General features: G+C 61.9%; 24 protein-coding genes. 7 read left to right on the top strand and 17 right to left on the bottom strand.

All coding sequences use genetic code 11. The annotated features are described in order from the left end of the window. The first annotated feature begins 229 nt into the window (after positions 1-229). Positions 230-523 carry a hypothetical protein gene (locus BKP54_RS23990; protein ID WP_128090486.1) on the top strand — a complete coding sequence of 98 codons (294 nt, stop codon included), beginning with the start codon at positions 230-232 and terminating at the stop codon, positions 521-523. Between the two features lie 78 nt (positions 524-601). Then, positions 602-1,162: a type 1 glutamine amidotransferase domain-containing protein gene (locus BKP54_RS23985; protein ID WP_057207356.1), complete on the top strand. Its 561-nt coding sequence runs from the start codon at positions 602-604 to the stop codon at positions 1,160-1,162. A 97-nt stretch (positions 1,163-1,259) separates the two neighbouring features. Here the strand turns inward: BKP54_RS23985 and BKP54_RS23980 are convergent, their stop codons facing one another. The 5 genes from BKP54_RS23980 to BKP54_RS23960 all read right to left on the bottom strand — a co-directional run bounded on the left by BKP54_RS23980 (position 1,260) and on the right by BKP54_RS23960 (position 6,809). Then, positions 1,260-2,267 (bottom strand): alpha/beta hydrolase-fold protein, encoded by a 1,008-nt coding sequence (locus BKP54_RS23980; RefSeq protein WP_057214574.1) that lies wholly within the window; start codon positions 2,265-2,267, stop codon positions 1,260-1,262. A gap of 113 nt (positions 2,268-2,380) precedes the next feature. Beyond that, complete coding sequence (locus tag BKP54_RS23975; protein WP_057225118.1) at positions 2,381-3,187, bottom strand: alpha/beta hydrolase; 807 nt, start codon at positions 3,185-3,187, stop codon at positions 2,381-2,383. Between the two features lie 162 nt (positions 3,188-3,349). After that, positions 3,350-5,029 (bottom strand): flotillin domain-containing protein, encoded by a 1,680-nt coding sequence (locus BKP54_RS23970; protein ID WP_057207354.1) that lies wholly within the window; start codon positions 5,027-5,029, stop codon positions 3,350-3,352. Continuing rightward, positions 5,026-5,673, bottom strand: coding sequence for an OB-fold-containig protein (locus tag BKP54_RS23965; RefSeq protein ID WP_057207353.1), 648 nt, complete (start codon positions 5,671-5,673; stop codon positions 5,026-5,028). The genes BKP54_RS23970 and BKP54_RS23965 overlap by 4 nt, the downstream gene beginning before the upstream one ends. 5 nt (positions 5,674-5,678) lie before the next feature. Beyond that, positions 5,679-6,809, bottom strand: coding sequence for a PspA/IM30 family protein (locus tag BKP54_RS23960; protein WP_057225116.1), 1,131 nt, complete (start codon positions 6,807-6,809; stop codon positions 5,679-5,681). Between the two features lie 265 nt (positions 6,810-7,074). Between BKP54_RS23960 and BKP54_RS23955 the strand changes: the two genes are divergently transcribed. Then, positions 7,075-8,565, top strand: coding sequence for a sensor domain-containing diguanylate cyclase (locus BKP54_RS23955; RefSeq protein WP_057225019.1), 1,491 nt, complete (start codon positions 7,075-7,077; stop codon positions 8,563-8,565). A gap of 157 nt (positions 8,566-8,722) precedes the next feature. On the opposite strand, the gene BKP54_RS23950 is transcribed toward BKP54_RS23955, so the two are convergent. Both BKP54_RS23950 and BKP54_RS35905 read right to left on the bottom strand, forming a co-directional pair. Then, positions 8,723-9,064 (bottom strand): GFA family protein, encoded by a 342-nt coding sequence (locus tag BKP54_RS23950; RefSeq protein ID WP_025428289.1) that lies wholly within the window; start codon positions 9,062-9,064, stop codon positions 8,723-8,725. 282 nt (positions 9,065-9,346) lie between these two features. Continuing rightward, the gene (locus BKP54_RS35905) at positions 9,347-9,511 is read right to left on the bottom strand and encodes a hypothetical protein (protein ID WP_156408417.1); all 165 of its coding nucleotides are present in this window, start codon (positions 9,509-9,511) and stop codon (positions 9,347-9,349) included. Between BKP54_RS35905 and ggt the strand changes: the two genes are divergently transcribed. After that, the gene (gene ggt / locus BKP54_RS23945; protein WP_057225017.1) at positions 9,510-11,255 is read left to right on the top strand and encodes a gamma-glutamyltransferase; all 1,746 of its coding nucleotides are present in this window, start codon (positions 9,510-9,512) and stop codon (positions 11,253-11,255) included. The genes BKP54_RS35905 and ggt overlap by 2 nt on opposite strands. Before the next feature lie 26 nt (positions 11,256-11,281). Here ggt and BKP54_RS23940 read toward each other — a convergent pair whose 3' ends face one another. Further along, complete coding sequence (locus tag BKP54_RS23940; RefSeq protein WP_084815031.1) at positions 11,282-12,172, bottom strand: LysR family transcriptional regulator; 891 nt, start codon at positions 12,170-12,172, stop codon at positions 11,282-11,284. Positions 12,173-12,269: 97 nt separating this feature from the next. Here BKP54_RS23940 and BKP54_RS23935 point away from each other — a divergent pair, with 97 nt between their 5' ends. Continuing rightward, positions 12,270-13,019 (top strand): sulfite exporter TauE/SafE family protein, encoded by a 750-nt coding sequence (locus BKP54_RS23935; protein WP_057207406.1) that lies wholly within the window; start codon positions 12,270-12,272, stop codon positions 13,017-13,019. 110 nt (positions 13,020-13,129) lie between these two features. Here BKP54_RS23935 and BKP54_RS23930 read toward each other — a convergent pair whose 3' ends face one another. The 5 genes from BKP54_RS23930 to BKP54_RS23910 all read right to left on the bottom strand — a co-directional run bounded on the left by BKP54_RS23930 (position 13,130) and on the right by BKP54_RS23910 (position 18,839). Then, positions 13,130-14,419, bottom strand: coding sequence for a CehA/McbA family metallohydrolase (locus tag BKP54_RS23930; RefSeq protein WP_245317890.1), 1,290 nt, complete (start codon positions 14,417-14,419; stop codon positions 13,130-13,132). Positions 14,420-14,538: 119 nt separating this feature from the next. Then, positions 14,539-15,639 carry an ABC transporter ATP-binding protein gene (locus BKP54_RS23925; protein ID WP_057220694.1) on the bottom strand — a complete coding sequence of 367 codons (1,101 nt, stop codon included), beginning with the start codon at positions 15,637-15,639 and terminating at the stop codon, positions 14,539-14,541. 16 nt (positions 15,640-15,655) lie between these two features. Next, positions 15,656-16,486 (bottom strand): carbohydrate ABC transporter permease, encoded by an 831-nt coding sequence (locus BKP54_RS23920; RefSeq protein WP_025428295.1) that lies wholly within the window; start codon positions 16,484-16,486, stop codon positions 15,656-15,658. Then, the gene (locus tag BKP54_RS23915) at positions 16,486-17,394 is read right to left on the bottom strand and encodes a sugar ABC transporter permease (RefSeq protein WP_084815030.1); all 909 of its coding nucleotides are present in this window, start codon (positions 17,392-17,394) and stop codon (positions 16,486-16,488) included. Before BKP54_RS23915 ends, BKP54_RS23920 begins: the two co-directional genes overlap by 1 nt. An 83-nt stretch (positions 17,395-17,477) precedes the next feature. Further along, complete coding sequence (locus tag BKP54_RS23910; RefSeq protein WP_025428297.1) at positions 17,478-18,839, bottom strand: extracellular solute-binding protein; 1,362 nt, start codon at positions 18,837-18,839, stop codon at positions 17,478-17,480. Positions 18,840-19,128: 289 nt separating this feature from the next. Between BKP54_RS23910 and BKP54_RS23905 the strand changes: the two genes are divergently transcribed. Together BKP54_RS23905 and BKP54_RS23900 are read left to right on the top strand one after the other, a co-directional pair. Continuing rightward, entirely contained in the window at positions 19,129-20,169 is a 1,041-nt protein-coding gene (locus BKP54_RS23905; RefSeq protein ID WP_025428298.1) for a LacI family DNA-binding transcriptional regulator, read from the top strand. A 10-nt stretch (positions 20,170-20,179) separates the two neighbouring features. Continuing rightward, on the top strand, positions 20,180-22,111 hold the full coding sequence (locus BKP54_RS23900) for a DUF5054 domain-containing protein (RefSeq protein ID WP_057225011.1): 1,932 nt from the start codon (positions 20,180-20,182) through the stop codon (positions 22,109-22,111). 73 nt (positions 22,112-22,184) lie between these two features. Here the strand turns inward: BKP54_RS23900 and BKP54_RS23895 are convergent, their stop codons facing one another. The 4 genes from BKP54_RS23895 to BKP54_RS23875 all read right to left on the bottom strand — a co-directional run bounded on the left by BKP54_RS23895 (position 22,185) and on the right by BKP54_RS23875 (position 26,134). Beyond that, positions 22,185-23,633: an MFS transporter gene (locus BKP54_RS23895; RefSeq protein ID WP_025428300.1), complete on the bottom strand. Its 1,449-nt coding sequence runs from the start codon at positions 23,631-23,633 to the stop codon at positions 22,185-22,187. A gap of 557 nt (positions 23,634-24,190) precedes the next feature. After that, on the bottom strand, positions 24,191-24,817 hold the full coding sequence (locus BKP54_RS23885; protein ID WP_025428302.1) for a DUF1554 domain-containing protein: 627 nt from the start codon (positions 24,815-24,817) through the stop codon (positions 24,191-24,193). Positions 24,818-25,221: 404 nt separating this feature from the next. Beyond that, a complete protein-coding gene (locus tag BKP54_RS23880; RefSeq protein WP_025428303.1) occupies positions 25,222-25,560 on the bottom strand; it encodes a hypothetical protein in 339 nt (112 codons plus the stop codon). A gap of 13 nt (positions 25,561-25,573) precedes the next feature. Continuing rightward, on the bottom strand, positions 25,574-26,134 hold the full coding sequence (locus BKP54_RS23875; RefSeq protein ID WP_025428304.1) for an ATP-binding protein: 561 nt from the start codon (positions 26,132-26,134) through the stop codon (positions 25,574-25,576). Positions 26,135-26,138 lie beyond the last annotated feature (4 nt).

Raw genomic sequence — 26,138 nt, 5'->3', positions numbered from 1 at the left:
CGCCCTTCGCGTTTTCCGGGCGGTGAACCGTGTTGTGATGGAACAAACGCGTTTCCGGTGTATTGTTGTTACGGGAGGCCCCAAGATGTCAGTCCGTCACCCGAAAGGCAGACGCACGTCCGCAATGCTGCTGCCGTCAGCGCAATGGCCACGTCACGCGGCGACGGCTCAGGCGCGCCGTGCCTGGCTTCACGCGCTGTTGGGACGACCGGAGCCGGAGGATCGCGTGTTGCGTGAGAGCCAGGTGGCAGATGCCGGCGACGGCGGGATTGTCAGCGCCGGGGTTTATTTTGACGAATCCACAACGGTGAACCGGCAGCCGCGTCCTCACGATTACAGTTCGGCAGTGTCAGCGCAACAAGCGCCGGCGTCTGCGGCAACCACCGACGTCGATGCTTCCGGCGGAGCCTTGTGGAACGCGCTTTTGGGCGACGACACATCCCACGGCATGCAGCGCTTCGCCAGGCTGATCGCCCTTTTCATCCTTCTTTCCGGGCTGGTGTTCTGGTTGCTTGCGCCCTGAAGGGCTTGCAGAAGGTCGGAACCATTTCATTCGCAGCCGGTTCTACCCCTGGGTTCACAAACCGGGAAGGACTTCGCCATGCCATCGATCGACACAGCCAAAATTCTGATCCTCGCTACCGACGGCTACGAGCGCTCGGAACTGCACGTCCCGCGCGACGAACTGTCAAAGCGCGGCGCCAAAGTGACCATCGCATCGCTGGAAAAACGGGCCATCAAGAGTTGGGACAAGGGCGACTGGGGCGACACCGTTGACGTCGACCTGACGGCAAAGGACGTGTTCGTGCGAGATTTTGATGCGCTTGTGCTGCCAGGCGGGCAGATCAACCCGGACCTGCTAAGGAAGAACCCCGACGCGATGCGCGTCGTCACCGATTTCGTGCAGTCGGGCAAGGTGGTGGCAGCCATCTGTCATGCGCCGTGGCTGCTTGTCGAAGCCGACGCCTTGAAGGGGCGCAAGGCAACGTCCTATGCCTCCATCCGCAAGGATGTCGAGAATGCCGGCGCGCAATGGGTCGATCTGAAGGTCGTCAGCGACCACGGTATCGTCACCTCCCGCTCGCCAGACGATCTCGACGCCTTTGTTGCCAAGATCGTCGAGGAGATCGAAGAGGGTCGCCACGATCGGCGTGCCGCTTAAACTCGACAGAAACGAGGGCGACCGCCATCAGGTATCGCCGCATCTCGAGACACCATGGCCGGCCGGCGTTTGCTTCCGGTCGGGCCATTGACGCTCGTTACTGCAGCGCCTTGGCAAGGAAGGGCAGGCTGACATCCATGCGGTAATCGACCGAATTGTGGTTGTCCTCGAACTCCTCATAGGTGTGTTCGATGCCGAGTTGCTTCAGCGTCCGATGGATGCGGCGATTGCCGTAGAGCAGATTGTACTGATCCACAGTGCCGCAATCCATGTAGAAGGCCTTGAGCTTGCCGATGTTGTGCCCATGGGTCTTGGCGAGCTCAACGGGATCGCACGCCATCCAATTCTGCCAGCGGTCGTCGATCAGCTCGCAGGTCTCCAGATCGACCGGGAGCCGCAGGCCTTTGAAGGCCTCGAGGTTGGGATCGGGGTCGTAGCTTGCCGCCTGGGCCAAAACGAGGAGGACGGGGATGTCCTCATCGGCATGTTTCTCCCGGGCCTCATAGGCTCGAAACCAGCTTTCAATCGAGAGATCATGCCGCGCAAGCGCGCGCAGCACCATGGGAAAGTCAGCCGCCATCAGGTCGAAGCCGGCGTCTCCGGAATGGCTCGCTGCCGCAGCCCAGACATCCGGCCGCCGGAAGGCGTGGGAGAACGCGCCGTAGCCACCCGAGCTTTTTCCAAAAACGCCGCGCCGTCCGGTGCCGCCGCAGCCGAAGCGGGTTTCGACTGCCGGAAGCATCTCGTCGATGAGGAAATCCTCCCAACGGCCGACGACCTCGCTGTTGACATATTGGTTGCCGCCAAGAGAAGTGAAGCAATCGGGAAAGGCGACGACCACCGGCGGCATCTGCCCGGTCGCAATCAGCCGGTCCAGGCGCTCCGGGACGTTCTCGAAGAAGGCTTTCCAGGCGGTGTGCAGAGGGCCGCCGGCCGTAAAGCCGACGAGATCGACGAGCAACGGCAGGCCGGCGCCATCATGGTTTGCCGGGATATAGACATCGACGTCGCGGCGGCTCGGATCCCCGAGCCTGTTGCTTTTAAGCACGTCGCTGTCGACGCTGAGACGGGACACCGTGCCCTTGGGATAATCTGACTTCCGCATTCTTTCCTCCTGATCGCTCCCCGGTTGTATCGCGCGCAATCGACACGAGCCACCATTATCGTCGGTTTGAAGACGTCCCTTCGAAAGGACGGCTCTCGGGATCGCGTAGGGCGCTAGCGCAAGATGCTCGTCAAGAACGTCATCACGGCGCCATTGAAAACATCCGGTGCCTGCAATGGGGCAAAATGGCTGAGACCGGGAAGGTCGTGAAGCGTCGCGTCAGGTAGCGTTTTGGCGAGATAGGTCATGTGCTCCTGCTCGATGAATTCGTCAAATTCGCCAAGGACCGCGGCCACGGGCACGGAGATACCGGCAAGTGCTGCCGCCGACAGGTTGGGCTGTGTCCGCTGCATCGTTTCGACGGCTGCCGAGAGCGCGTCGAAATCACCTGGCGTCGCCGAGAATGCGGCGTAGTCCTTCTGATGTTGCTGCCAAATGCGGCCGATAACAGGGGTGAACACGAACGGTTTGGTGCCTGTATCGTCGACGTTGCAGGCGAAGAAGAAAATGCCGGCAACGCGCTCGGGCGTTTCTTGGGCGAGGATCAGGGCAGTATCGGCGCCATCGCTCCAGCCGACGATCGCGGCCTTCTCGATCCCTAGCCGATCCATGACGGCGCGGGTATCGGCGGCCATCAGCTGGTAGCTGTATTCACGTGCGTCGCGTGTGCTGCGGCCGTGGCCGCGGCTGTCGATGACGACAGCGCGATAGCCGGCTTCGACGATTGCCGGGACCTGATAGCCCCAGTTTCCGCTGTTTCCCATGCCACCATGCAGCAGGATGACTGCGGGGCCGGAACCATGGCTCGCATACCAGATGCGTGCGCCTTCGTTTTCGACGAAGCCCTGTTCGTCCGGCTCCGGAAGCGGTGGGATGCCGTGGCTTTCAACATAAGTCAGATCAAGGTCGCGAAAGGTCATTGCATACATCCCATTCAGCGCTGCAGGAACGCCGTCAGATAGAGACCGTGACGATTGCCGCAAGGGTAGCGGGTGCTTGTTCCAATGTTCGGTAGGCTGTTGTCTTCGCCTAGGTTCAATCTGCGCCGGCCATGTGGAGGCGGCCGGCGCGATTGGAAAAACTCAGTCTTTTTCGAGCACTTCCAGTTCCTTGGGCTCGTCGCCCTGCAGATTGGCAAGCAGCGAAGAGACCGCGTTGTCGCCCTCGAAGCCGGCTTCTTTCAGCAGGCGATCGAGGATCGGCTTGTTGGCCTGGTAGGCGAGCAACTGTCCGGCAAGGCCTTCGCCCATGCCGATACCACTTGCGCCGCCCGCACCGGCACCGCCACGACCCAGCATGCCGCCGGTGTCGAAGATGCGGATATCGGAAATCTTCTCGATCGGCTTCACCGCCTCGGCCAGCGCCTGCGGGATGATGCGGATGCGTTCGCGCAGGATCTCGAACTCGATGATGGCGGGGCTGAGCTTGTTGCGCGCCTCGTTGAGCAGCGCCTCGCTCTGGGCTTCCGCCTTGCCGGTCTCCAGAATGCCCTTGGCCTTGATCACTGCGGCCTCAGCCTCGGCGGTTGCAAGGGTTCTGATGGCATCGGCCTGGTCAGTGGCCGCCTGCTTTTCAGCTTCGGCGCCGACGGTGACGGCCGTTGCTTCGGTTTCAGCAGTCTTGCGGGCGTCGATGACGGCGATCTGGCGTTCGCGCTCGGCAATTTCGACGGCCTTGGCGGTGCCGACCTTTTCTTCCGCGGCGATTGCCAGAGCGCGTGCGGTTTCAGCCTGAGCTTTCGCCTCGGACTCCTCGCGGCTCTTGTTGGCGACGGCGATAGCACTTTCCTGGGCGACGATTTGCAGGTCGCGCTTGGCTTCCGTATCGCGCTGCTGGACCGTGCGGGTCGCCTCGATATTGGCGCTTTCGCGCACCTGCTTGGCGGCCGCCTCGCGCTCGGCAATGGCCTGCTCGGTGGCGATGCGGGCCTCTTCTTCGGCGCGCTTGGCGGCCTGCTCCTGTTGGGCGGTCTCGGCGCGGGTCGCTGCAGACTTGTTGGCGATGTCGCGTTCCTGGTTCAGTTCCGCTTCCCGCTTGGTTCGTTCGATCGCCAGCGACTGCTGGCGAGCCTCAAGATCCTTCTGCGCGATGGCGACTTCGGTGTCGCGCACGATCTCGTTGCGCTCCTTCTTGCGGCCTTCGGTGATGCGCGTCAGCGCGGCGAGGCCGTGGGCGTCGAAGAAGTTGTTGGCATTGAAGTGCTTGATATCGGTCTGGTCGAGCCGTGTCAGCGACACGGACTCCAGTTCAAGGCCGTTCGATTGCAGGTCGGCACCAACCGCTTCCTGAACCGCCTTGACGAAATCCATGCGCTGCTCCTGCAGAGCGTCGAGGCTCATGGTGGCGGCGACCGAGCGCAGGCCGTCGACGAACTTCGCCTCGATCAGCACGCGCAGCTGTTCCGCATCGTTGGTGCGGTCGCCAAGCGTCTGGGCCGCAAGCGCGATCGACGACGCGTCGGGCTTCACGCGGACGTAGAATTCGGCGCCGATATCGACGCGCATGCGGTCCTTGGTGATCAGCGCGTCGCCTTCGCCGCGGCGAACTTCAAGACGAAGGGTCTTCAGATTGACCCGGGCGATCGAATGGAAAATCGGCAGGACGATAGAGCCGCCGTCCAGGACGACTTTTTGGCCGCCGAGGCCGGTGCGGACATAGGCTTCGTCCCGGCTCGATCGCGTATAGAGCGATGCAAGCACGAAGCCGATGCCGAGGATCAGGACGACGCCGATGCCGGCGGGCAGGAGAAGATCAAAGATCATTGTTGCTCCATGGAGGTGGTGTTTGGCGAAGTGAGAAGGTCTTCCGGCGCGGGAATGGCGATGAAGACATCCTTGGCGCGGTCGACGATGAGGATCTGTGTACCGATGGCGATGGCAGCTTCGCCCTTGGCGGCTTTGGCACGCAGATTGTGCCAGTTTCCGTGTTTGTCTTTGAGGCGCACGCGCCCCGGCAGGCCCTGATCGAGCGGGCCCACGGCCACTTCGGCGGTCTGGCCGACGAACTCGGAGAGGTCGACGACATAGGTTTCGTCGCGCGGCACGATCCGCGCCACGGCCCGGCTCGATGTCCTGACTGCGGGAAGGCTCAAGAGAAGCGCCGGGATGGAGGCAATCATGGCCGGCAGCGGCAGCCAGACACTGTGGGCGATGCTCTGGATGACGAACCCGGTCATCGAGAACAGGGCCAGCAACAGCATCACCAGGATGAGGATCGGGACGCCGCCGACATTCAGCCAGGAAAGGAGCCCGGCCATGCCGTTGTGCTCATCGAGCCCGGCCTTGTCGATCACCTCGCCAAGGGAAAATCCGAGCAGCAGGCACAGCATCTCGATTGCGGTCAACGCCGCCAGCATGATGGCGGCAATCGCAAAGGGCAAACATTCAGGAGCGAAAAAGAGCTCCATCGGGGTCAGGCCTTTCCGGCTTTGAACTTTGCCAGCCGCGCTTCGATCGCTTGCTCGCGGTGAAGCCGGTCGAGCTCGTCGAGCTCGGCACTGGTCGCGTTGCTGCCGGCGGGAACGCCGGTGACGCGGGAGACGGCGGCAGCGGCTCGCGCGGCACCATCGGCGGGGTTGTTGCGTGCCCTTGCTGCCGCCGGTTCGTCCGGATACTGCGTCAGGCTGCGTTTCAGATCGGCAAGTCTGGCTTCGGCTTCGCGGCGGGTGGCAAACACGGCCTGCAGCGCCTTCTGTCCCTCATCGAGATGGATCCGGGCATCGGCCAGCGCCTTGTCGAGCGCTGCGGTCTGGGATTCCAGGTCGATCTGGCGGGCAACACCGGCCTTGGCGAGATCGTCGCGGCCGGACGAGACCGCCATGTGGATCTTTTCTTCCAACATGTTCAGATCGGCGACGATTTCTTCACGGCGACTTTGAATGCGATATTCCTCAGCCCGCGCCTTGCCGATGTCTGCCTTTGCCTCTTCGGCGGCGGCATCGATTTCCCGCAAGGCTTGTTCGACGACGGCGACCTTGTTGGTGCCTTCCGCTTTGTCGACGGCGGCGTTGGCGATGCCGGCGATCAGCCGGCCCATGCGCGAAAGAATGCCTTCATTCATCATCATGTCTTCCTCCGTTCGATCCGTGTGTGGCGTGACGCCGATGTGAATTTCATAACCGCCGAGATCGGCGACGAGCTGGGCCGAAAAAATGTTGAGCGTGCCGCGCGAATAGCCCGCCACGTCGAAGGGGATGGCGACACGGCCACGCACGGTTGCGACCGTCAGGTCCGCCGGCCCCTTGATCGCAAACAGCTTTTCGTCGAGCGGCAGCCGCAGCGGATCGCTCGGACGTCCGCGGTTTGAGGCGAAATCGCGCAGACCCAGCGTGACGAAGCGCGCCGGAAGGCCCGTGTGCTCCCTGACGGTTTCATAGGCGAGCTCGTGCAGGGTCACGAGATTTGCCCCGCCTTTTTCCGCCGTCAGCTCCTCGAGCAGGGCCAGCATCGCCGCATAGGCGGCGAACGTTTCCACCAACGCGCGCCGGGCCTGGTCGTCGGGCGCGAGACGGTAGCGAAGGATCGCCGTGTGGGTCATTTGCATCATGCATCTGATGTAAAGCACCGATTTGGTGCTTTCAAGGAGGTGGTGACCTCAGGTTGCAAATATTTCTACTATGCGGTGTGACGGCCGGTAACCGAAGCAAACGCCGTATCGATCGGACAGCCGTGTGTTGAGCGGATGGTTCGCATCGACGGCGATCTGCGGTTGAGGATTTAGGCATCTTTACTTAAAGACCGTTAGAATGCACTCAAAGGCGATGCGCCTTGCACGGAACCCTCTCCCCGCGAACCGAGATGGAACAGTAATGACAGGTTCTTCCGACACCAATATTTTTGATCTGGCGCCGATCGCGATGTGGATCGAGGATTTCAGCGGGGTCACAACGCAGTTCGATCGTTGGCGGGCCGAGGGCGTGGTCGATATCCGCGCCTATCTCAGAGAAGACTTGACGCGTGTCGCCGCCTGCTCCAGCCAAATTCGTGTCCTGCAGGTCAATCGCCGGACACTGGACCTGTTTGAAGCCAGGGATCTCGATCACCTCTCCGCGAACCTGTCGAAGGTCTTTCGCGATGAAATGCTCGACAGCCATGTCAATGAGCTTGCCGAATTGTGGGAGGGCAAGACCGAGTTCAGCAGCAGCGCGGTCAACTACACGCTGTCTGGCCGCAGGCTCGACATTCAGCTGCGCGGCTCGGTGCTACCAGGATACGAGAACACGCTCGGCCGGTTGCTGCTGACGACGGAAGATGTCACGGCGCGTGAGGAGGCGCGCCGCAGCGAACTGGCCAACCGCCGTTACGCCGAAGGTATCTTCGAGCATTCGCCGGTGTCGTTGTGGGTCGAGGACTTCAGTCGCATCAAGTTGCTGCTCGAGGATGTCCGTCATCGAGGGATCGTCGATTTTCGCGTGTTCACGGACGTCCATCCGGAGTTCGTGCGCCAGTGCATGAGCGAGATCAGGGTCATCGACATCAACCAGGCGACGCTCGACCTGTTCTGCGCGCCGGATCGGAACACGTTGCTGCAGCGTCTCGGCGACATTTTCCGCAACGAGATGGAGAAGCACTTCAAGGAGCAGTTGATCGAGCTGTGGAACGGCAATCTTCTGCACCACCGCGAGGTGGTCAATTATGCGCTCGACGGTTCCGAGCGCCACGTCCTGCTGCAATTCTCCGTGCTTCCGGGCCATGAAGGCGACTGGTCGCTGGTCCAGGTGGCGTTGACCGATATCACCGCACGCAAGAAGGCCGAGGCCTATCTCGAATATCTCGGCAAGCATGACGTGCTGACCAAGCTGCACAACCGCGCCTTCTACATGGACGAGCTGAACAGGCTGGAGCGCAAGTCGCTTCGCCCGGTCTCGGCCATCGTCATCGATCTTGATGGCCTGAAAGCGGCCAACGACCAGCTTGGCCACGACGCCGGTGATGCCCTCCTGCGCCGGCTCGGCGAAGTGTTGAACGGTGCGGTGTCGCAGCCCAACCATGCCGCCCGCATCGGCGGCGACGAGTTCGCCATCCTGATGCCGGGTGCCGACCGGCTGGCAGCGGCCACCATGGTCGAGACGATCAACGAACTGTTGAAGATCAACAACCAGTTCTATTCCAACGCTCCCCTCAGCATATCGCTCGGCGTTTCGACCAGCGATACCGGCGAATCGATGGAGGCGCTGGTCAAGCGAGCGGACCTCAGCATGTACGAGCAGAAGCGGGCGCGATACGCCACAAAGGAGAGCCGTGACGCCCAATATGCCAAGGCGGCCAGCGAGCGTGGCGGCGCAGCCTCGGCGGCCTAGCACCGTTTCTGCAGGACTGTCGTGCAGGCAAGGCGCCCTACAGCGCCGCGCGTCTTATTAGACGCGCAAATGTCGCTGTAGCGCTTTGGATTGCTGCATGTTTTTATCCTCAAATCGAATAGGATGTAAGGAAACATGCGTAGGAAGAGAGTGGCACCTACCATCTGGCGCCGTCGATGAGCCGGTGGGGTATGTCTTCCCAGACGGATCGATCGAACAGGCGCATGTTGACACCCATGCGCGTCGCGTCAGTGCCGATCGGCGACCAATGGGTGGTGCAACCGCAGGTGCCGCAATGGTGCATCGTCAACGTGGCATCGCCTTGGACGTAGCCGACGAGCTTGCCCTGCGGGTCGCTGATCGAAACCTCTTCTGCGTTGTAATAGCCCCAAAGCGTGCCTAGTCTTGAACACAGCGAACAGTTGCAGCTGCCAAGTGTGTCAGGGCGGACACGGACGGAAAGGCGAACCGACTTGCAATGGCAATGGCCTTCGATCATGCGACCTTCTTCCCGTTTAGTGTCCTCGTGCAGAAATCCGGATGCGGATGATACCAGATCCCTGGAGCGAACTGTCACAGCCACGGTTGTTCATGGCAATGGCAAAAATTTGGTGGTCGCTAGGATGCGGTCATCGGCTGCACTCCGGCTTGTCGCGACCCGGTACTCACTGGGGTAGCGTCGCGGCAATGACAGAGCAATGGTAAGCCGATCGTCTTCGCATTCGAATTGTTCGCCGATCATGATCGTCAGGCGGCGATTGCCCGTGCCGTCCGCACATGTCTATACTCCGGCCAAGGCTTCAATTTCTGAACAAGCCTCAGCCCGCCCGATGGCCGGACTGTTGTCCGCCGCCTGATGCGTGGTGCCTTTGCGAACTTCGATGCCGCCGCCCTTAATCGAGGGCGTCAATTGCCAGCAAAACCTGTTGTCGCGGGAGAAAAGCATGCGCAGTTCCTGCCTGAATGTTCTGTCCTTCACCCTTATCGCCGCACTCGGCTCGGTTTCGCCATCGGCCGTCAGGGCCGCTTCGCCGGAGCCGGTCAAAGCCGAGCACGGCATGGTCGTCACCGCCCAGCATCTGGCGTCGGACATCGGCGTCGAGGTCCTGAAAAAGGGCGGCAACGCCGTCGATGCGGCCGTAGCCGTCGGCTACGCGCTTGCGGTCGTCTATCCGACCGCCGGCAATATCGGCGGCGGCGGTTTCATGACGATCCGCTTCAAGGACGGAAAAACCACCTTCCTCGATTTTCGCGAGCGGGCGCCCGATGCTGCGACCAAGACCATGTATCTCGATGACAAGGGGCAGTTGGTCACTGGCTTGAGCACCAACGGGTATCTGGCCGTTGGCGTTCCAGGTCCTGTCCTGGGGTTCGAAGTGGCGCGTAGCCGCTACGGCACGCGTCCACTGAAAGAGCTGATCGCGCCTGCCATCGCCCTTGCCAAGGATGGCTTTCGGCTGGAGCAGGGCGATGCCGACTCCTTTGACGGCAAAACCGAGAGGCTGGCCAAGGACCCGGCAGCGGCCGCAATCTTTCTGAAGCCCGACGGCAAACCCTTTGCCGTCGGCGAGACACTGGTCCAGGCGGATCTCGCCGCCTCGCTTACAAGCATCTCCGAAAAGGGAACCGACGCCTTCTACAAGGGGGCGATCGCCGACGCCATCGTCAAAGCAAGTGCCGACAAGGGCGGCATCCTCGCCAAGAAGGATTTCGAGCAATACGCCGTGCGCGAGCTTGAGCCGGTCAAATGCAACTATCGTGGTTATGACATCGTCTCTTCGCCGCCGCCGTCCTCGGGTGGCGTCATCATCTGCGAGATCCTCAACATTCTCGAAGGCTATCCGCTCTCCTATCTCGGTTACGGCTCGGCCGAAACCGTGCATGCGATGATCGAGGCCATGCGCCATGCCTATGTCGATCGCAACACGACGCTTGGAGACCCCGATTTCGTCGAGAACCCGGTCGCCAAACTGCTCGACAAGGCTTACGCGGCCGAGATCCGCGGCAAGATCGACCCGTTCAAGGCTGGCGTCTCGCAGGCGCTGATGCCGGAGGGGTTCGCAGAAAGCAAGGAGACCACCCACTATTCGATCATCGACGACGAGGGCAACGCGGTCGCCGTTACCTATACGCTGAACGGTTCTTTTGGCGCCGGCGTGGTCGCTCCAGGAACCGGAATTCTGCTCAACAACGAGATGGACGATTTCACAGCGAAGCCGGGTGCTCCCAATCTTTACGGGCTCGTTCAGGGCGAGGCGAACGCGATCGCACCGGGCAAGACACCGCTTTCATCGATGAGCCCGACCATCGTCTCCAAGGACGGCAAGCCGTTCATGGTGATCGGCAGCCCCGGCGGAGCGCGCATCATTACGATCACGCTCGAGGCGATCCTCAACGTGGTCGATCACGGCATGAATATTCAGGAGGCCGTCGACGCGCCGCGCATCCATCATCAGTGGCTACCGGACAAAGTGTTCATGGAGCCCTACGCCCTTTCGCCCGATACGCGCAAGCTTCTCTCGGAGATGGGCCATGATGTGCAGATCGACAAGAGCTGGAGCATCTGGGGGCAGGCGACCGGCATCCTTGTTGGCGGCGAAAGCCTGGCCGAAATCAAGGACGGCGGTGGCGCCCGCTACAACGGTGCGGTCGACAGTCGCATCGGCGCGGGTGCTGCCAGAGGCTACTGATCGACCGCCACGGGTCGCCTCGACGGTCAGTCCGGCTTGAAATTGCCGAGATGCTCGACCAGGTTGCGGGCGAGCGGCGAGAGGTCTTCATCCGGCCGCAGGCAGATCGACAGGCGACGCGTCGCCCACTTGTCGGTCAGGCGGAGGGCGGAAATCGCCGTGCGACGGCATCGGCGCGCAGCTGTCTGCGGGACGATGCCGACACCGACATCCTGTGCGGCCAGACCGCAGACATCCTCGAAGCTGCGCACGCGCAGGCGGTAGCTCATCCGGCGGCCGATGCGGGTCGCCTGGCCCTCGATATGGGCCTTCAGGGCACTGCCTTCCGCAAGGCCGACGAAGGCGTGGTCGAGCAGATCCGTGAAGCTGATCTGTCTTGTTTCTGCAAGAACATGGTTCTTGGCGACCACGGCAACCAGCCGGTCGATCGCGAAGGGGATGAGGCGCAGGCCGGTCGCGTCGACGGCATCCGAGATGATGCCGATCTCAGCCCGGCCACCTGAGACGGCCTTGACGATGTCCGCGCTCTGGCGCTCCTTCAGGTCGATATCGGTTTGCGAGTGGGCGCGAAGCCAAGGCCCAAGACGGCCGGGCAGGAACTCGGTGATCGCGGCGGTGTTGGCGAGAAGGCGAATGCTCGCCCGCAATCCCCTGGCGTATTCGCCGAGCTCCCCATGCATATGCTCCATCTGGCGCAGTACGAGCCGGGCATGATGGGCGAGCGCATCGCCGGCGGCGGTCGTGGATACGCCCCTGCGGCCGCGCGCCAGAAGTTTTACGCCGCCGTTCTCCTCCATGCCGCGCAGCCGCTCGCTGGCGGCGGCCAGGGAGAGGTTCGCGACCCCGGCGCCGTGGGTGATGCTGCCTGCCTCGACGACGGCAAGAAACAGGCGAAGGTCGATCAGATCGAAGCGCATGCCGGCACGATAGCGGCAAATGTGCCTTCGGCATAGCCGAAGCCAACCTGCGGATCATCCGCATTGCGCTGTCGCAATGCTTCATGACTTTAGAGCCATGATCGAACTCTCCACATGGCTCACCGGCGCAATTGCTGCCGCCTTTTTCCTCGCCGGCGTGGTCAAGGGCGTGACGGGTATGGGGCTCCCCACCGTCGCCATGGGCGCGCTCGGTGCGCTGTTGTCGCCGATTACGGCCGCCAATCTGCTGATCCTGCCGTCCCTCGTGACAAATGTCTGGCAACTGCTGGCGGGTCCGGCCCTCGGCCCGCTCATGCTGCGGCTCTGGCCGATGATGCTGGCGATCGGCATCGGTACCATCCTCGGCACGGCTCTTCTCGCGGGCGGCGATACGGCCCTGTCGACAGCCATGCTCGGGACGGCGCTTGTGGTCTATGCCGGATATACGCTCATGGCGCGCCCGTTCTCAGTGCCGGCAAGGGCCGAGGTGTGGTTGTCTCCGCCTATCGGCATGATTACGGGCGTGGTCACCGGCTGCACCGGCGTCTTCGTCATGCCGGCGGTGCCGTATCTGCAGGCCCTTGGTCTGGAGAAGGACGACCTGATCCAGGCGCTCGGCCTCTCCTTTACCGTGTCGACGATGACGCTTGCGGCAGGTCTGCTGTGGCGTGGGGCGTTGGAGGCCGACAACCTGCTCCTGTCGGTGGTTGCCATCGTGCCGGCGCTGGCCGGCATGTGGGCCGGGCAGGCGATCCGCCGTCTGGTCAGCCCGACCACGTTCCGCCGGTGGTTCCTGGTCGGTCTGCTGCTTCTTGGCGCGGAGCTGGCCCTGCGACCCTTTTTCTAGCCCTAGAGCGTTTCCGATTTAAACGGAGTCACGGAAACGCTCTACCTCTTTGTTTCCAAGCATTTCCTAACGGAAAACCGCTTCGCACTTTTCCTGGAAATGCTCTCCGATCACGCCACATAGATCGGATTGCTGATGGCGCGGCGCACGGTCTGTAGTTGCAGTTCCACTTCGGTTAATTGCCAGGGCAACCCGCCGCCAAGGGCCGCGGTGAAATCGCCGATTATCTGCGGCCGGCTCTTCTCTGCTGCGATTTCGGCGCGCAGGAACAGGCTCGGCCGCCCGGAGAATTGTCCGACCCAGCGGTCGTCTTCGATGAGTTGATCGGCAATCTGCCCTGTCGCGTCGAACCAGAGCAGCCGATCGCCTTTTGCTCCGTGAACGTCGGCCTTCGCGTCGACGGGCCCTCGGATCGTCGAGCCCATCGGCTGGCCATCGACCGAAAGTGCCAAATGCGGTCCATCAGGGCTCTCGGTGATATAGCCAAGCCCGGTCTTCATCGCGGCGAGGATCGCGTTTTCAGAAAGTTCGTCGAGCCACAGCACCGTCGTCGGTCGCGCAAGCACGAGCGGCCCTTCGGGCATCAGCCGGGCCGGCTGGTGGAAGTCGCTGCCGCCGATTGCCGAGATTTTCTTGCCCGAAGCCAGCCGCTGCTGATATCGGCCGAGCGATACCCAGTTCCAGGCCATCCAGTGCGATTGCCAGACTTCCATGCAGTCGATCTCCGGCACGTCGTAATCCCAGGGGATCGTCGGCTTGTCGTGGTTGATCGACAGCATGCCGCCGCGCTCATGCACCATGTCGGCAAGCGTGTGCCCATGTTCGGGCCGGGTCATGCGGAAATCGATCCAGTCGTCGACGCCAAAGACGTTGGCATGGCCGACTGCGGTCGTCACCTCCATCGCACGCACAAAGACGAGGTCGGCGGACGAGTTGGGATGGAAATAGCGGCGCTGGCTGATGGTGTTGTGGTCGGCGACGGCGAGAAAGTCGAGCCCGGCCTGCTTGGCGGCTGCGTGCAGCAATTCGGGCGAGCCTGCCGCATCGGAGTGGAAGGTGTGACAGTGCAGATCGCCGCGATACCAGCCGGCCGCCTTCCTGACGGGGAAGGTGCGCGCGGGCTGCGGTTCGAGCGCGAGAGGCGCATTGTCATGGCTGAACGTCAGCGTGACATCGGCACCTTCTGGCGGAAGCTTGTAAAGGCCGAGCATGACCTGCCAGCGACCGGCAGGCATCTCCCCGTGGATGTAGCCGGGCGTGGCGTCGTCCGTTGCGACGAAAAAGCGGTCGCGGGCGCCGCCGCTCCAGCCGCGAAAGCCGGCGCGGGTCGGATAATCGGTCGCGCGCGGATCAAGCATGCCGAGATCGATGATGCAATCTTCCGCTTTTGCATGGGCCATGGTGACATCGATGCGCGTCTGCCCTCGGGCACGTCGAAGGGCACGTAAAAGTACGGGTTGGCGGCCTGGTCGGCGCGTGTCACGTGAACGGTGGTCGTCATCATTTGCAGCAGTCCGGACTATTCGCCAAGGACGGGAATGCGGGCGCCGGTGCTGTCGAACAGCGTGACGTGTTCGGCGTCGAAGGAAAGTCGCACCGTCTTGTCTACCCTGATCTCGTCGTCGGTAAAAATGCGGGCCGTGACGCGGCCGGCATCTTTCCGCTCGATCGTCACCAGGCTTTCCGGCCCCATGTTCTCGTTGGCGAAAAGCTCGCCGGTGATGATGTTGCCGTCGTCGGGACGGGCAATGCGCAGATGCTCCGGGCGAACGCCGAGCGTTATCGTTTTGGCGCCGACCGCCTTTGCGATGGCGTCGGAAACCGGCAGTGCCGCGACCGACAGCCCCTCGGCGCGAAGCTGCAGCTTTCCGTCGATGATTGCAGCCTGCGCCGGCACGAGGTTCATCGGCGGGTTGCCGACGAAATTGGCAACGAAGGTGGTGGCCGGGCGCCGATAGATCTCGATCGGCGGCGCGAACTGGACGATCCGGCCCTTGTCCATGACCGCGATGCGGGTGGCGAGCGCCATCGCTTCCGCCTGGTCGTGGGTGACGTAGACGGCGGTCATGCCCATGTCGCGCTGCAGGTGGTTGAGAAACCCGCGTGCTTCCAGGCGCAGCTTGGCGTCGAGGTTGGAGAGCGGCTCGTCGAAGAGATAGACCTGGCTCGGATAGACGAGCGCGCGCGCCAGCGACGTGCGCTGCTGCTGGCCGCCGGAGATCTGGCTCGGCAGGCGCTTCATCAGATCGCCGATCTTCAAGACGTCGGCGACCTCCCTGGCGCGGGCATGACGCTTGTCCTCCGCCTCGCCGCGCACCTTCAGCGGATAGGCGATGTTGTCGGCAAGATTCATGTGCGGATAGAGTGCATAGTCCTGAAAGACCATGGAGATCTGCCGATCCTTCGGGTGCAGGTAGGTCACGTCCTTGCCGCCGATCAGCACCTTGCCGGAGGACGGCGTTTCGAGCCCGGCGATCATGCGCAGGCTCGTCGTCTTGCCGCAGCCGGATGGTCCGAGCAGGCAGACGAACTCGCCGTCAGCAATCGAGAAGCTGATATCGGGCAGGGCGTTGAATGCGCCGAAGCTCTTGGAAACGTTCTGGAATTCGACAGAGGCCATGAGACTGGTTTTCCGATTACGACTTGATGCCACCGAAGAACCGGAAACCGAATTTCCAGTTCACGAAGAGGTAGAGCGCGATGACGGGGAGCGAATAGATGAGTGAGTAGGCGGCAAGCAGTGTGACGATCGGCGTGCCGGCCTCGGAATAGAAGGAATAGATGGCGACGGAGGCGGGCATCAGGCTGTCGCTGCGCAAGAGGATGAAGGGGATCAGGAAGCTTCCCCAGATGTTGACGAAGGCCCAGACGACGACCACGACGATACCCGGCCGGATCACCGGCAGGGCGACGTCGAAGAACGCCTGCAGTGGAGAGGCGCCTGCAACCATCGCGCTTTCTTCATAGGAGCGCGGGATGGCGTCGATGAAGTCGCGCAGGATGAACATGGCTGTCGGCAGTAGCCCACCGGCAAAGACGAGAATGACGGCGAGATGCGTGTCGATCAGTCCGGCCGCAGAAACGATCAGGAAGATCGGCACCATCGCGGCCGAGCCGGAGACCACTGACGAGAACAGCAAGAGCACATAGGTGACTGCGCCTTTTCCGGGGATTGGCGAGCGGGAAAGCGCATAAGCCGCAAGCGTTGCTGCCGCGCCGACGAGGACGACGCCGCCGAAGGCCTGCACCAGGCTGTTGAACAGCGCCTGCATGGCGAAGGTGTTCTGAAACACCGTAGCAAAATTGGCGAACGTGAAGGGTTCCGGGATGGCAAGGCCGAGTTCGGCGCGGGCGTTGAACGGCGCGAAGAGGAACCAGACGAGCGGTAGCGCGAAGATGGTGCCGAGCAGGGCGGCGACCACCGAAAAGCCCATGCGGCGGAAGTAGATACGGGAAGAGAACGGCATCATTCGGCCTCCGCCGGCTTCTTGTGGTCAAGCCTCAGATAGACGAGTGCGAAAGCCAGATTGATGAGCATGATGACCACGCCGACGGCCGCGCCCTTGCCGAACTCGAAATCCTTGAAGGCGATGCGGTAGGTGTAGATCGACAACAGTTCGGTCCGATAGGACGGCCCGCCATTGGTCAAGAGGAACGGCGTGAAGACATTGAAGGTCCACATGGTGATGAGGATCAGATCGGTGACCACATGGCCGCGGATCAGCGGCAGGGCGATATCGCGCAGCTTCTGCCAGGAGGTTGCGCCGGCGACATCCGCCGCCTGGAAATAGCTCGGCGGGATCGACTGGAATGCCGAGTTGAACAGCATCATCGAGAAGGCAGCCCCCCGCCAGGTGTTGAAGAACACGATGACCCAGAAGGGCTGCTGCAGCAGCCAGTCTCCCGGCGGCAGGCCGAGACCGCGCATGATCATGTTCAGCGTTCCGCTGTCATAGTCGAGGAATGCGAACCAGGCGAAGCCGATGACCACTTCCGGCAGGATCCAGGCGGCAATGACGGTCGTCTGCAGAAAGGACTTCATACCGGGCGACACGGACTGGCTGAGCCAGGCGAGGATCAGCCCGAGCAGCGCCTGGCCGATGAGCGCGGAGAGCAGCACGAACTGGATCGTCAGGATCAGCGAAAAGCCGAACTGGCCGCGGGTGAAAAAGGTGGCAGGATTGAAGAGGGCGAAATAGTTCTGGAGACCCACGAAATCCGGGTCGAGCGCGGTCCGTCCAAGCAATGTCCTGTTGGTGAAGGAAACGAAGATCACCCAGAAGAAGGGGATGATGACGAAAACACCGACCAATGCCGTTGCGGGAGCCAGAAAAAGGGCGCCCGCCCGCGTGGACAGTAGCGAGAATTTCTTCATGCGTTGAGTTTCCCATTGCAGGGCGAAGCGGTTCGGCAAGATCACCGGCCGGCCGATCGGCCGACCGGTGATATTAGGCCCGATCAGAGACGGCTGACCGTGTTCTCTTCACCGACGATGGCGATCACGGCGGCCTTGTACTGGGCCATCGCGTCTTCCGGCGACAGTTCGCCCGAGACGACGCTTTCGGTCATGCGCTGGATTTCGGTCGAGACTTTGTTGTAGTTGGCGTCATTGGGACGTGCCGTGGTGATGGGCAGCAGGACCTCGGCGGTCTCGGTCAGGAACGGCGAGTTGGGGATGGTGACGTCGTTTCGAATGCGGATCGCCGGCTGGATCTCCTGGAAGGCGGTGAGCTGCTCCTGGCTGTTCATGAAAGACAAGAGCTCCCAGGATTCCTTCGGGGCGTCGGTATGCGGGTTGATGACGAAGCCGGTGCCGCCGGACATGGTGACGAAGTCCTGGCCGCGCAGGCCCTTGCCTGGTTGCGCCGCCGGCATCTTCTTCCAGGTCATGACATTGTCACGGTCGGCGACCGCGAACTCGGCGTCCGGTGCGGTGACGGAACGATAGAACCAGTCGCCCTCCACCAGCATCGCGGTCTTGCCGTCGCGGAAGTTGGCGAAGGTTCGATTGCGCCCGTCGGCCAAGAGCTGGGCGCGCTGGTCGCCGAGCTTGTCGTCGACATAGATGGTCTTGTAGAGCTTCAGTGTATCGAGGATGCCCTGGCTGGAGACGATGTATTTGCCGGCATCGTCTGTGACCTGCTCGCCGGTGCCGAGCAGCGCCATCCAGTAGCCCTGCATGGTGGTGGCCTCGCCCATGGAGACGCCGGCATTCAGCTGCAGCGGGAAGGAATCCGGCGCCGCCGCCTTGATCTTGCGCGCGGCGTCGAGCAGTTCGTCCCAGGATTTCGGCTGCCACGTCGCCGCGTCGAGGCCCGCCTTCTGGAACAGGTCCTTGCGCACGAAGATCATGCGCGCGTCGGTGCCGAGCGCGATGCCGTAAGGCTTGCCCTGATAGCTCATCAACGCCTTGGTGCCGTCGGAAATGTGGCTCCAGCCTTCCCAGGCATTGACGTCGGCGCCGGCCACTTCTTCAAGCGATTTCAACAGCCCGCCCTGGACGAAGCTCGGGATCAGGAAGCCATCGAAGCCGGAGACATCCGGGCCAGCACCGGTGGAGAAGTCAAGCGCCAGCTGCTGTGTCAGCTGCTCGTCCTCGCCGCCGAACTGATTGAGCTTGACGGTGACGTCCTTGCCTTCGGCCTTCATCTTGGCGGTAAAGGCCGGAATGACCTTGTTTTCGATCCACTCGGCCATGCCGCTGTTGACCCCTCCGACAACGCATCGGCAGGTGATGTTGAGCTCGGTTGCCATCGCCGGCCCGGACAGGGCCATGATGGCCGCCGCGCTCAGCAAATATGACTGAATCCTTCTGCGCATTGAAACTCCTCCCACGGTGTCCGGTTCTCCGGACCGTTTCGGCTGCGGTGCATCCGGGCTGGAATCGGCCTCCTCCGGTCAATCCCATCCCGTCTGAACTTAAGAATGAACACGCTTTCATTTTTGTCAACACGCCATGAAGTGGATTCTGGTGATGAGGCTTATACGAGTTCATGCTCTCCGGGTTTTGCCGTCTATGAGGTGATTTCTACTGACATCTTGACGGAAGCGCGATCATTGGTGCAGGTTGAATTGAACACGTTTTCATTTTTGCGCAGAGCACTACCCCATGAGCGAGAAAACCGACAGGAAAGCAGGACGCGCCACGGCCGATCTGGTGGCACGAGAGGCCAATGTCTCGCGCGTCGCTGTCTCGCGCGCCTTCAATCCGAATGCGTCCCTGAAGCCGGAGAAGCGAGATCGCATCCTGAAGGTGGCACGTGAGTTGAACTATACGCCTGACATGGCCGCGCGTTCGCTGGTAACCAGGCGCTCGCATCTCGTCGGCATGATCGTTCCCGATGTCTGCAGCCCCTGGGAAAGCCAGGAGATCGACGCCTTGACGACCGCGCTGCAGGCAGAGGGCTTCGCGACACTTCTGTTCAAGGCGAAAGCCGATTTCAGCATGGACCCGATGCTGCTGACCTATATGCGCGGCTTCAATCCCGACTCGGTCATCGCCTTTACCGAGAATATCGAGCCTGATGTTCTGAGCGGCTTTCTCGATCGTGCCGTTCCGATCTACGTGATCTATGACGACGCGGATGCGTTTGCCGGCAGGGCGTCCGAAACACTCTATGACCGTCTTCTCGTGCGGCAGAAGGACGGCATCGAACAGGCGGTCGCCTTGCTGCAAGGCTATGGTGCCCGTCGCATCGCCTATCTCGGCGGCAAGAAGCAATCCCTTGCCAATACCGAACGCGAGCGGATGATCGCGCAGGTGCTGGCCGAGCGCGGCATGGCGCCGCCGGTTATCGTCCCCGGTGACTACACCTACGACACCGCCTATCGCTCGACGCTTGATCTCTTCCGGGTCGGATCCGGCGCCGATGCGATCTTTGCGGCCAACGACGTCGGGGCGTTCGGCGCGATCGATGCCCTCAGGCACGAACTCGGCCTTTCAGTGCCTGGCGATGTCAAGGTCGTCGGCTTCGACGACATCCCGCAGGCACATTGGAAAAGTTACAATTTGACCACCGTCCGCATCGATCTCGACGATCGCGTTCGCGCCCTTGTCCGGTTGATCCTTCGACGTCTCAAGACGCCGGATGCCGACTCCCTGGTCGAAACCCTGACCACCCGCCTCGTCGTTCGCGGCACCGTCGGCTGAATGGAAGAACATGACAGAAAAACGCGTGCATCTGGTCTTCAAGACCCATCTCGACATTGGCTTCACCGATCACGCGGAAAAGGTGCGTCGCCAGTACCACGACCGGTTCATTCCGCAGGCGATCGAGACGGCCGAGCATTTTTATGCCGAGGATCCGCGAGATCCGAAGTTCGTCTGGACGACCGGTGCCTGGCTGATCTGGGATCACCTGACGTCGCGTTCGGCCGCGGAGGTGAAGAAGCTCGAGCGGGCAATCGATCTCGGACTGATCCGCTGGCATGGCCTGCCGTTCACCACACATACGGAGTTGATGTCGCCGGAGCTCTTTCGCGCCGGCCTTTCCTATTCACAGGAACTCGATCGGAGGTTCGGCAAGAAGACGATTGCGGGCAAGATGACGGACGTGCCGGGGCATACGCTCGGCATGGTGCCGCTGCTGGCCGAGGCCGGCATTCGCTTCCTGCATCTCGGCGTCAACACCGCGTCGCCGCCGCCTGAAACACCTGACATCTTTCGCTGGCGTGCGCCCGGCGGCGCAGAAATCGTCGTCATGTATCAGCGATCCTATGGGGAGACTTATTTCCCCGAAGGTTTTGCCGACGGCCTGAGCTTTGCCCACACAAGCGACAATATCGGTCCGCAAAGCGTGCCGCAGACCGCCGAGGTCTATCGCGACATGCGCCGCGAACAGCCGGATGCGACCGTCCGCGCGGCAACGCTCGAAGATTATGGCGCGTTGATCTGGGATGCGCGGGAAGCTTTTCCCGTCGTCGAGCACGAGCTTGGCGACAGCTGGATCCACGGCAGCGCCTCCGATCCGGTAAAGACCGCCCGTTTCCTAGCGCTTCAACGGCTTTACGACCGGTTCGCAGCCGAAGGCCTGACCGCCAGCCGCCTGGCTTTCGGGCAGAAGCTGACGATGGCGGCCGAACATACCTGCGGCGTCGATATCAAATCCTATCTGCGCGACGACACGGCCTGGTCTCGGCCCGACTTTGAGGCCGCCCGCAAGACCGACCACCGCTTTGCCTATACGGAAGCCTCCTGGCGCGAACAGCGCGCCTATCTTGATGACGCTCGCTCAGTGCTCGACGGCCCGGACGCAGCGGCAGCCGATGCCGCCTTGGCCGAATTGACCGTACCGGCCCTGATAGCCAGAGGAGACAGGCGGACCAGTCTCGCCTGTGGCAGCTGGTCGATCGAGCTCGAACCTTCGACCGGAGACATTCTTTCGCTGACTGCCCCGTCCGGGAAGTACATGGCTGGCCGGTCAGGTCCGCTGATCGCCTATCGCTACGAGAGCTATGACGCTACCGACGTCAACAGGCACATGGACACCTATCTGACTCATCGCCAGGAATGGGCGATCCTCGATCACGACAAGCCGGGTCTTGCCCGGTCCGGCGCGGCTCTGTCCCGTGTCTTTACGCCGACCTTTCAGGCAGCGGACGCATCCGGCCTGCTCCTGTCCATGCCTGAGCAGGCGGTTGCCGGTTACGGCGCGCCGCGCCATGTCGCTCTCGCCTTCTCAGGCGAAGACGACACGCTCGAACTTCACCTGACCTTGCACGAAAAAAGCGCCAACCGCATGCCGGAGGCGAGCTTTCTCTCCTTTATGCCAGCAGGCGATGTCGCGTGGAGCCTGCGAAAAATGGGGCTCTGGCACAAATCCGGCAACGCCGCTGCCGGTGGCGGCGCGCAACTTCAGGCGGTCACCGGCGTTCGCGGCGATCTTGCTTCGGGTGGTTCGTTGTCGATCGAGCCGCTCGACACGCCCCTGGTCGCGCCCGAGGCTTGGGACTTTATGACGTTCTGCAAGACATTGCCGGACTTCAGCGAAGGCGTTCGTTTCAACATCCACAACAACAAGTGGGGAACGAACTTCCCGATGTGGTGGGAGGGCGATTTTTCCGCCCGCTTCCGGCTGCGATTGGACGACTGAATGCGAAGCCGACGGGCGGCGATTGAGATGAGAGCGCTGCTGCCCGGGCATGCGAGCTAGCCCGTTCGAATGCCTACGTTGTGCGAGGTCGGGTTGTATGCCCGGAAACCTCGGCGCCCGCCTCCCGAGGCAGGCCAAGAAAACGCAAGCTCGAGACGATGCCGATCGACGCAACCACCAGAAACGCCCAGCGGAAGTCCGCAAGGGCTGCCGTTTCGCCGCCGCGAAGGGCTTGCGACAGATTGAGAACGGCGGCGGCAACCGCAACGCCCAGAAGCATGGCCACCTGCTGGAGCATGCTCGACAGGGTTGACGCCGAGCTGCGCTGGCTCGCGTTGATATCGGCAAAGCCAAGGGTATTGAGTGCGGTAAACTGCATCGAGCGGAAGAGCCCGGCAGCAAATAGCAGCAGAAGCGTCAGCAGTTGTGGCGTATCCGTTGAAAGCATCGCGCAGGCGCCGATCGCCAGTGAGGCGAGCAGGCCATTGCCGACGAGTATGCTGCGGAAGCCGAAACGGCGCAGCAACGGCGTGGTCGCCGTTTTCATCGCGAGATTTCCGGCGAAGTAGGCGAGCACATAGATGCCGGTCTGGATCGGAGCGAGGCCGAAGCCGACCTGGAAGAGCAGCGGAATCAGAAAGGGCGTCGCATTGATCGCGACCCGGCAGGCGGTGCCGGCCGACAGTGTCGACATAGCAAAGGTCTGAACCTTCAAGGCGGAGAGATTAAGCAGCGGATTGGTGATTGACTTGAAGTGCCGTGTCGCCAAGACCCCGATGGCAGCACCTGTTGCCAGCAGCAGGACGATCGCCAATGCATTGGCTGTGCCGTGGACGAAGGCTTCGAGCCCGGCCAGAACCAGTGTGAGGCTGGTCGACGACAACACGAAGCCCTTGGCGTCGAGGCGGCGCGTCGCTTCCTCGCGCTGATCCGGAACGAAACGCAGCACCAGCGCCAGGCCGATCAGTCCGATCGGGATGTTGATCAGAAAATTCCAGTGCCAGCTGAAGTAAGTAGTGATGACGCTGCCGAGAAGCGGGCCTACGACCGGGGCAATCAGTGCCGGCCAGGTGATGAGCGCGATCGCGCCGACAAGCTCCGACTTGCGGGCGTTCTTCAACACGATGATCCGGCCGACCGGCGTCATCAACGCGCCGCCGATGCCCTGCACCGCGCGTGCAGCGATGAACTGGCCGAGGCTTCCCGACAATCCACAAAAGAGCGACGCGAGGGTAAAAATGGCGATCGCGACGAGGAAGACGTTGCGCGCCCCGAAGCGATCGCCGAGCCAGCCGGAGAGCGGAATGAAGGCCGCCATCGTCAGCATATAGACGGTGATGCCGATGCTCATGGCGACGGGCTGGACGCCGAAGGAAGCCGCCATCTGCGGCAACGAGGTAATGACGATCGTCCCGTCGAGCATCTGCATGAAGAAGGCGATGGCGACGACGAGTGCGACGATGCGGGAATTGAAGCTGGCGGATGCGTCGGAAGCGTCCGTGCCGGAGGGGATCGTCGTCATCTGATCAGCACCGGCCTGTGTTGCGAACAAGGATTCGGATAACCGACGGGAAGGAAGGGGAGCGCTCGATTGTAGTGGAATACGACATCATAGGGGCGGTTCAGAGCTGATCACGGTTTCGCCGATCCACGGCTTTAAATGCGGATCGCGGTGATAGAAGGGCGGGCCACTCTACCGGTTGGCGCCAACGCCCTATATGCCTCGTCCGACGTGTGGATGTCGATGCATTTGTCGCAATCGATGCAGTCTTTGAAACACTTTACCTCGGACATGAACTTCTGCGCGCCCATAGCGACGCACAAGCTGAACACCCGGCGGGAAGGCGTATGCTGGTCTTGCACCGGCCGTAATCATTCTCATAGCGTGTCGAGCATGAAATCGAGACCCGGTCGGATTCGAAACTGTTTTGCAAGTTGGCCGCCACGAGACGTCCGCTCATGTCACGTGAAAGTCGGCGGCAACCCGCCGAAGCCTGAGGAGACACGCAGCGACCTGCTGAGATGCGGCGTTGCTCCATGCGGTACTGTAGAGCGGGCACATTTTGTGGGCTGCCGTGGTCAGTTCGCAGCGAAGCAGTAAAAGAGGCCGTCGCCGCCCGTTCCCTTGAAGGCCTCCTGGGTGCAGCCACCGCGGGTCGCATGCGAGGCGTTCCAGGACTTGGCTTCGGCGCTATCGTTGAGGCCGGTTCGGTCGCTGTGGCCGACAATGGCCGCGCCGTCGGTCCCGCCCAGGGTCCAGTTGCCGCAGGTCTCCGGCGCGGCAGTGCCGTCCGCCTTGGAGCCGGTCAGAATGTCGTGCCGGTTCGGCGTGTCGCCGCGGCCGTTGATGACCTCGCCCTTCTCGTTGAGTGCGGTTTGCTTCGTAAGGTTGTTCTTGTCGCTATGCAGAGAGGCGACATCGTCGGCGATCTTTTCGCCCTTGGCATTGTACCAGGGGCCTGCGCCGATACGGTCCTTGGCATTTTCCGCGTCGGTGGAAAGATAGGCCTTCCAGGTCTTGCCGGTCGAGCCGCTCGTCGTGGCCAGCGTGTTGCAATAGGCATCGGCACCGGCAAGACCGCCAAGATTGCCGCCCTTGCCCGGATTTGCACTGGTGACGAAGAAACTCATCGTCGTGTCTTGGGCGTGGGCCCCGACGATAGAGCAGGCCAGAGCGGCCGCGACAAGTACGAGCCTGCGTTTCATGGCGTTTCCTCCCGGTGCTGTTTGAACCGGATGAAGCCTAGGGGCAGCCTGGATCGGAGTAAAATCGAAATCTTGTGAACCGTCCGCCGACAAGCGTCGTCGCGATGTCCATTCGACGTCCCGGCCAAAAGGGGACATTGTTGTCAGTCCACCTTTTCCGTCGGCTCCGGTTGCCGACGCCGAAGAAAATGTGTGAAGGGAAAGGCCGGTTTCGGCGCAGAAAGGCGTTGGCGCCTACAGCGCCGCGCGTCCTACTAGACGCGTAAAGGTCGCTGTAGCACTTTGAATTGCTGCATGTTTCCTTAAATCGAATAGGATTTAAGGAAACCGCAGTAGGTCAAGCCGGGCATTTGCCCGGATGACCGCAGGCAGCCTGTGCAAGAGACAGGCTGGCAAATCGCGGCTCAGTTCAGCCTGAGGTCGATGCCGGGATGGAGCTTCTTGAGATTGGGTAGGGACTTCGACTGCCACGGGATCTCGGAGGTTCCGCGCACGGTCAATTGCACGTTCGGACGGTTGCGCGCCTCGATCGTCAGTTTTGCGAGCAGGTTGATCCCCGACGAGTTCAGGAACTGCAACTCCGTCAGGTCGATCGTCATGCGATCGGGCTCGGCCTCAAGCACGCCCATGGCAAGGGAGAAGATAGGGGCATAGGCTTCCGTACCGGGAAGCCGCATGGTTCCCTCGAAGTGTATGTCATTGCCCTCGGACCAAATGCGGTAGTCCTCGTCCTTGATTTCCATGTTCACCTGCTTGTCAGTTCGAGATATCGGGGACGGGGATCGAGGCATAAGTCTCGAGCGCGATGCCGCCTCCGTCGCCGTTGGGTCCGAAAACCCAAGCGAAACGGACGCCATAATCGCTCATCAGTGTTAATAGACCAAGACCAGATCCACTCTTGCCTGTGCCGATTGCGTTGGCTTCGATGCGTTCGATCAGAAGGTCGCCCGGATCACCTGTCGTGATCTCGGAAAGCAGATCCTGGAAGCGGGCTGCAGTCTCACCATCGACGAAATTCGACACCTTGGCACGGAAGTTGCTGTCGTCGATCGAGGCCTCGACCATGATGCCGCCGGTGGCACGGAACTTGACCGCGTTTTCGACCAGCTCGTTTGTCAGGTAGCCGATATTGTGGCGAACTTCCTTGTAGGCATTGCGCGAGGCGCGGTAGCGCATGGCGATCAGCTCGGCGACGAAATCCGAGGCGATGGCGCAATGTTTCCAGCTCAGATTGAGCTGGCCGTCATAGAGGCGCAGCCGCGTCACGCTTTCGTTGGCACCCCTGGTCAGGTCCGCCGGTCCGTACAAAGTCGTCATCTGC

It is taken from the genome of Ensifer sp. 1H6, from assembly GCF_001976035.1.
Taxonomy (GTDB): Bacteria; Pseudomonadota; Alphaproteobacteria; order Rhizobiales; family Rhizobiaceae; genus Ensifer; species Ensifer canadensis.
The sequence above is the reverse complement of the archived record's forward strand: the minus strand, read 5'-3'. Positions and strand labels throughout refer to the sequence as shown.

Bases quoted from the DNA above. Each gene is read 5' to 3' on its own strand.
- BKP54_RS23985 (WP_057207356.1), top strand. From the start codon at position 602: ATGCCATCGATCGACACAGCCAAAATTCTGATCCTCGCTACCGACGGC.
- BKP54_RS23980 (WP_057214574.1), bottom strand. From the start codon at position 2,267: ATGCGGAAGTCAGATTATCCCAAGGGCACGGTGTCCCGTCTCAGCGTC.
- BKP54_RS23975 (WP_057225118.1), bottom strand. From the start codon at position 3,187: ATGACCTTTCGCGACCTTGATCTGACTTATGTTGAAAGCCACGGCATC.
- BKP54_RS23970 (WP_057207354.1), bottom strand. From the start codon at position 5,029: ATGATCTTTGATCTTCTCCTGCCCGCCGGCATCGGCGTCGTCCTGATC.
- BKP54_RS23965 (WP_057207353.1), bottom strand. From the start codon at position 5,673: ATGGAGCTCTTTTTCGCTCCTGAATGTTTGCCCTTTGCGATTGCCGCC.
- BKP54_RS23960 (WP_057225116.1), bottom strand. From the start codon at position 6,809: ATGCAAATGACCCACACGGCGATCCTTCGCTACCGTCTCGCGCCCGAC.
- BKP54_RS23955 (WP_057225019.1), top strand. From the start codon at position 7,075: ATGACAGGTTCTTCCGACACCAATATTTTTGATCTGGCGCCGATCGCG.
- BKP54_RS23950 (WP_025428289.1), bottom strand. From the start codon at position 9,064: ATGATCGAAGGCCATTGCCATTGCAAGTCGGTTCGCCTTTCCGTCCGT.
- ggt (WP_057225017.1), top strand. From the start codon at position 9,510: ATGCGCAGTTCCTGCCTGAATGTTCTGTCCTTCACCCTTATCGCCGCA.
- BKP54_RS35905 (WP_156408417.1), bottom strand. From the start codon at position 9,511: ATGCTTTTCTCCCGCGACAACAGGTTTTGCTGGCAATTGACGCCCTCG.
- BKP54_RS23940 (WP_084815031.1), bottom strand. From the start codon at position 12,172: ATGCGCTTCGATCTGATCGACCTTCGCCTGTTTCTTGCCGTCGTCGAG.
- BKP54_RS23935 (WP_057207406.1), top strand. From the start codon at position 12,270: ATGATCGAACTCTCCACATGGCTCACCGGCGCAATTGCTGCCGCCTTT.
- BKP54_RS23930 (WP_245317890.1), bottom strand. From the start codon at position 14,419: ATGGCCCATGCAAAAGCGGAAGATTGCATCATCGATCTCGGCATGCTT.
- BKP54_RS23925 (WP_057220694.1), bottom strand. From the start codon at position 15,639: ATGGCCTCTGTCGAATTCCAGAACGTTTCCAAGAGCTTCGGCGCATTC.
- BKP54_RS23920 (WP_025428295.1), bottom strand. From the start codon at position 16,486: ATGCCGTTCTCTTCCCGTATCTACTTCCGCCGCATGGGCTTTTCGGTG.
- BKP54_RS23915 (WP_084815030.1), bottom strand. From the start codon at position 17,394: ATGAAGAAATTCTCGCTACTGTCCACGCGGGCGGGCGCCCTTTTTCTG.
- BKP54_RS23910 (WP_025428297.1), bottom strand. From the start codon at position 18,839: ATGCGCAGAAGGATTCAGTCATATTTGCTGAGCGCGGCGGCCATCATG.
- BKP54_RS23905 (WP_025428298.1), top strand. From the start codon at position 19,129: ATGAGCGAGAAAACCGACAGGAAAGCAGGACGCGCCACGGCCGATCTG.
- BKP54_RS23900 (WP_057225011.1), top strand. From the start codon at position 20,180: ATGACAGAAAAACGCGTGCATCTGGTCTTCAAGACCCATCTCGACATT.
- BKP54_RS23895 (WP_025428300.1), bottom strand. From the start codon at position 23,633: ATGACGACGATCCCCTCCGGCACGGACGCTTCCGACGCATCCGCCAGC.
- BKP54_RS23885 (WP_025428302.1), bottom strand. From the start codon at position 24,817: ATGAAACGCAGGCTCGTACTTGTCGCGGCCGCTCTGGCCTGCTCTATC.
- BKP54_RS23880 (WP_025428303.1), bottom strand. From the start codon at position 25,560: ATGGAAATCAAGGACGAGGACTACCGCATTTGGTCCGAGGGCAATGAC.
- BKP54_RS23875 (WP_025428304.1), bottom strand. From the start codon at position 26,134: ATGACGACTTTGTACGGACCGGCGGACCTGACCAGGGGTGCCAACGAA.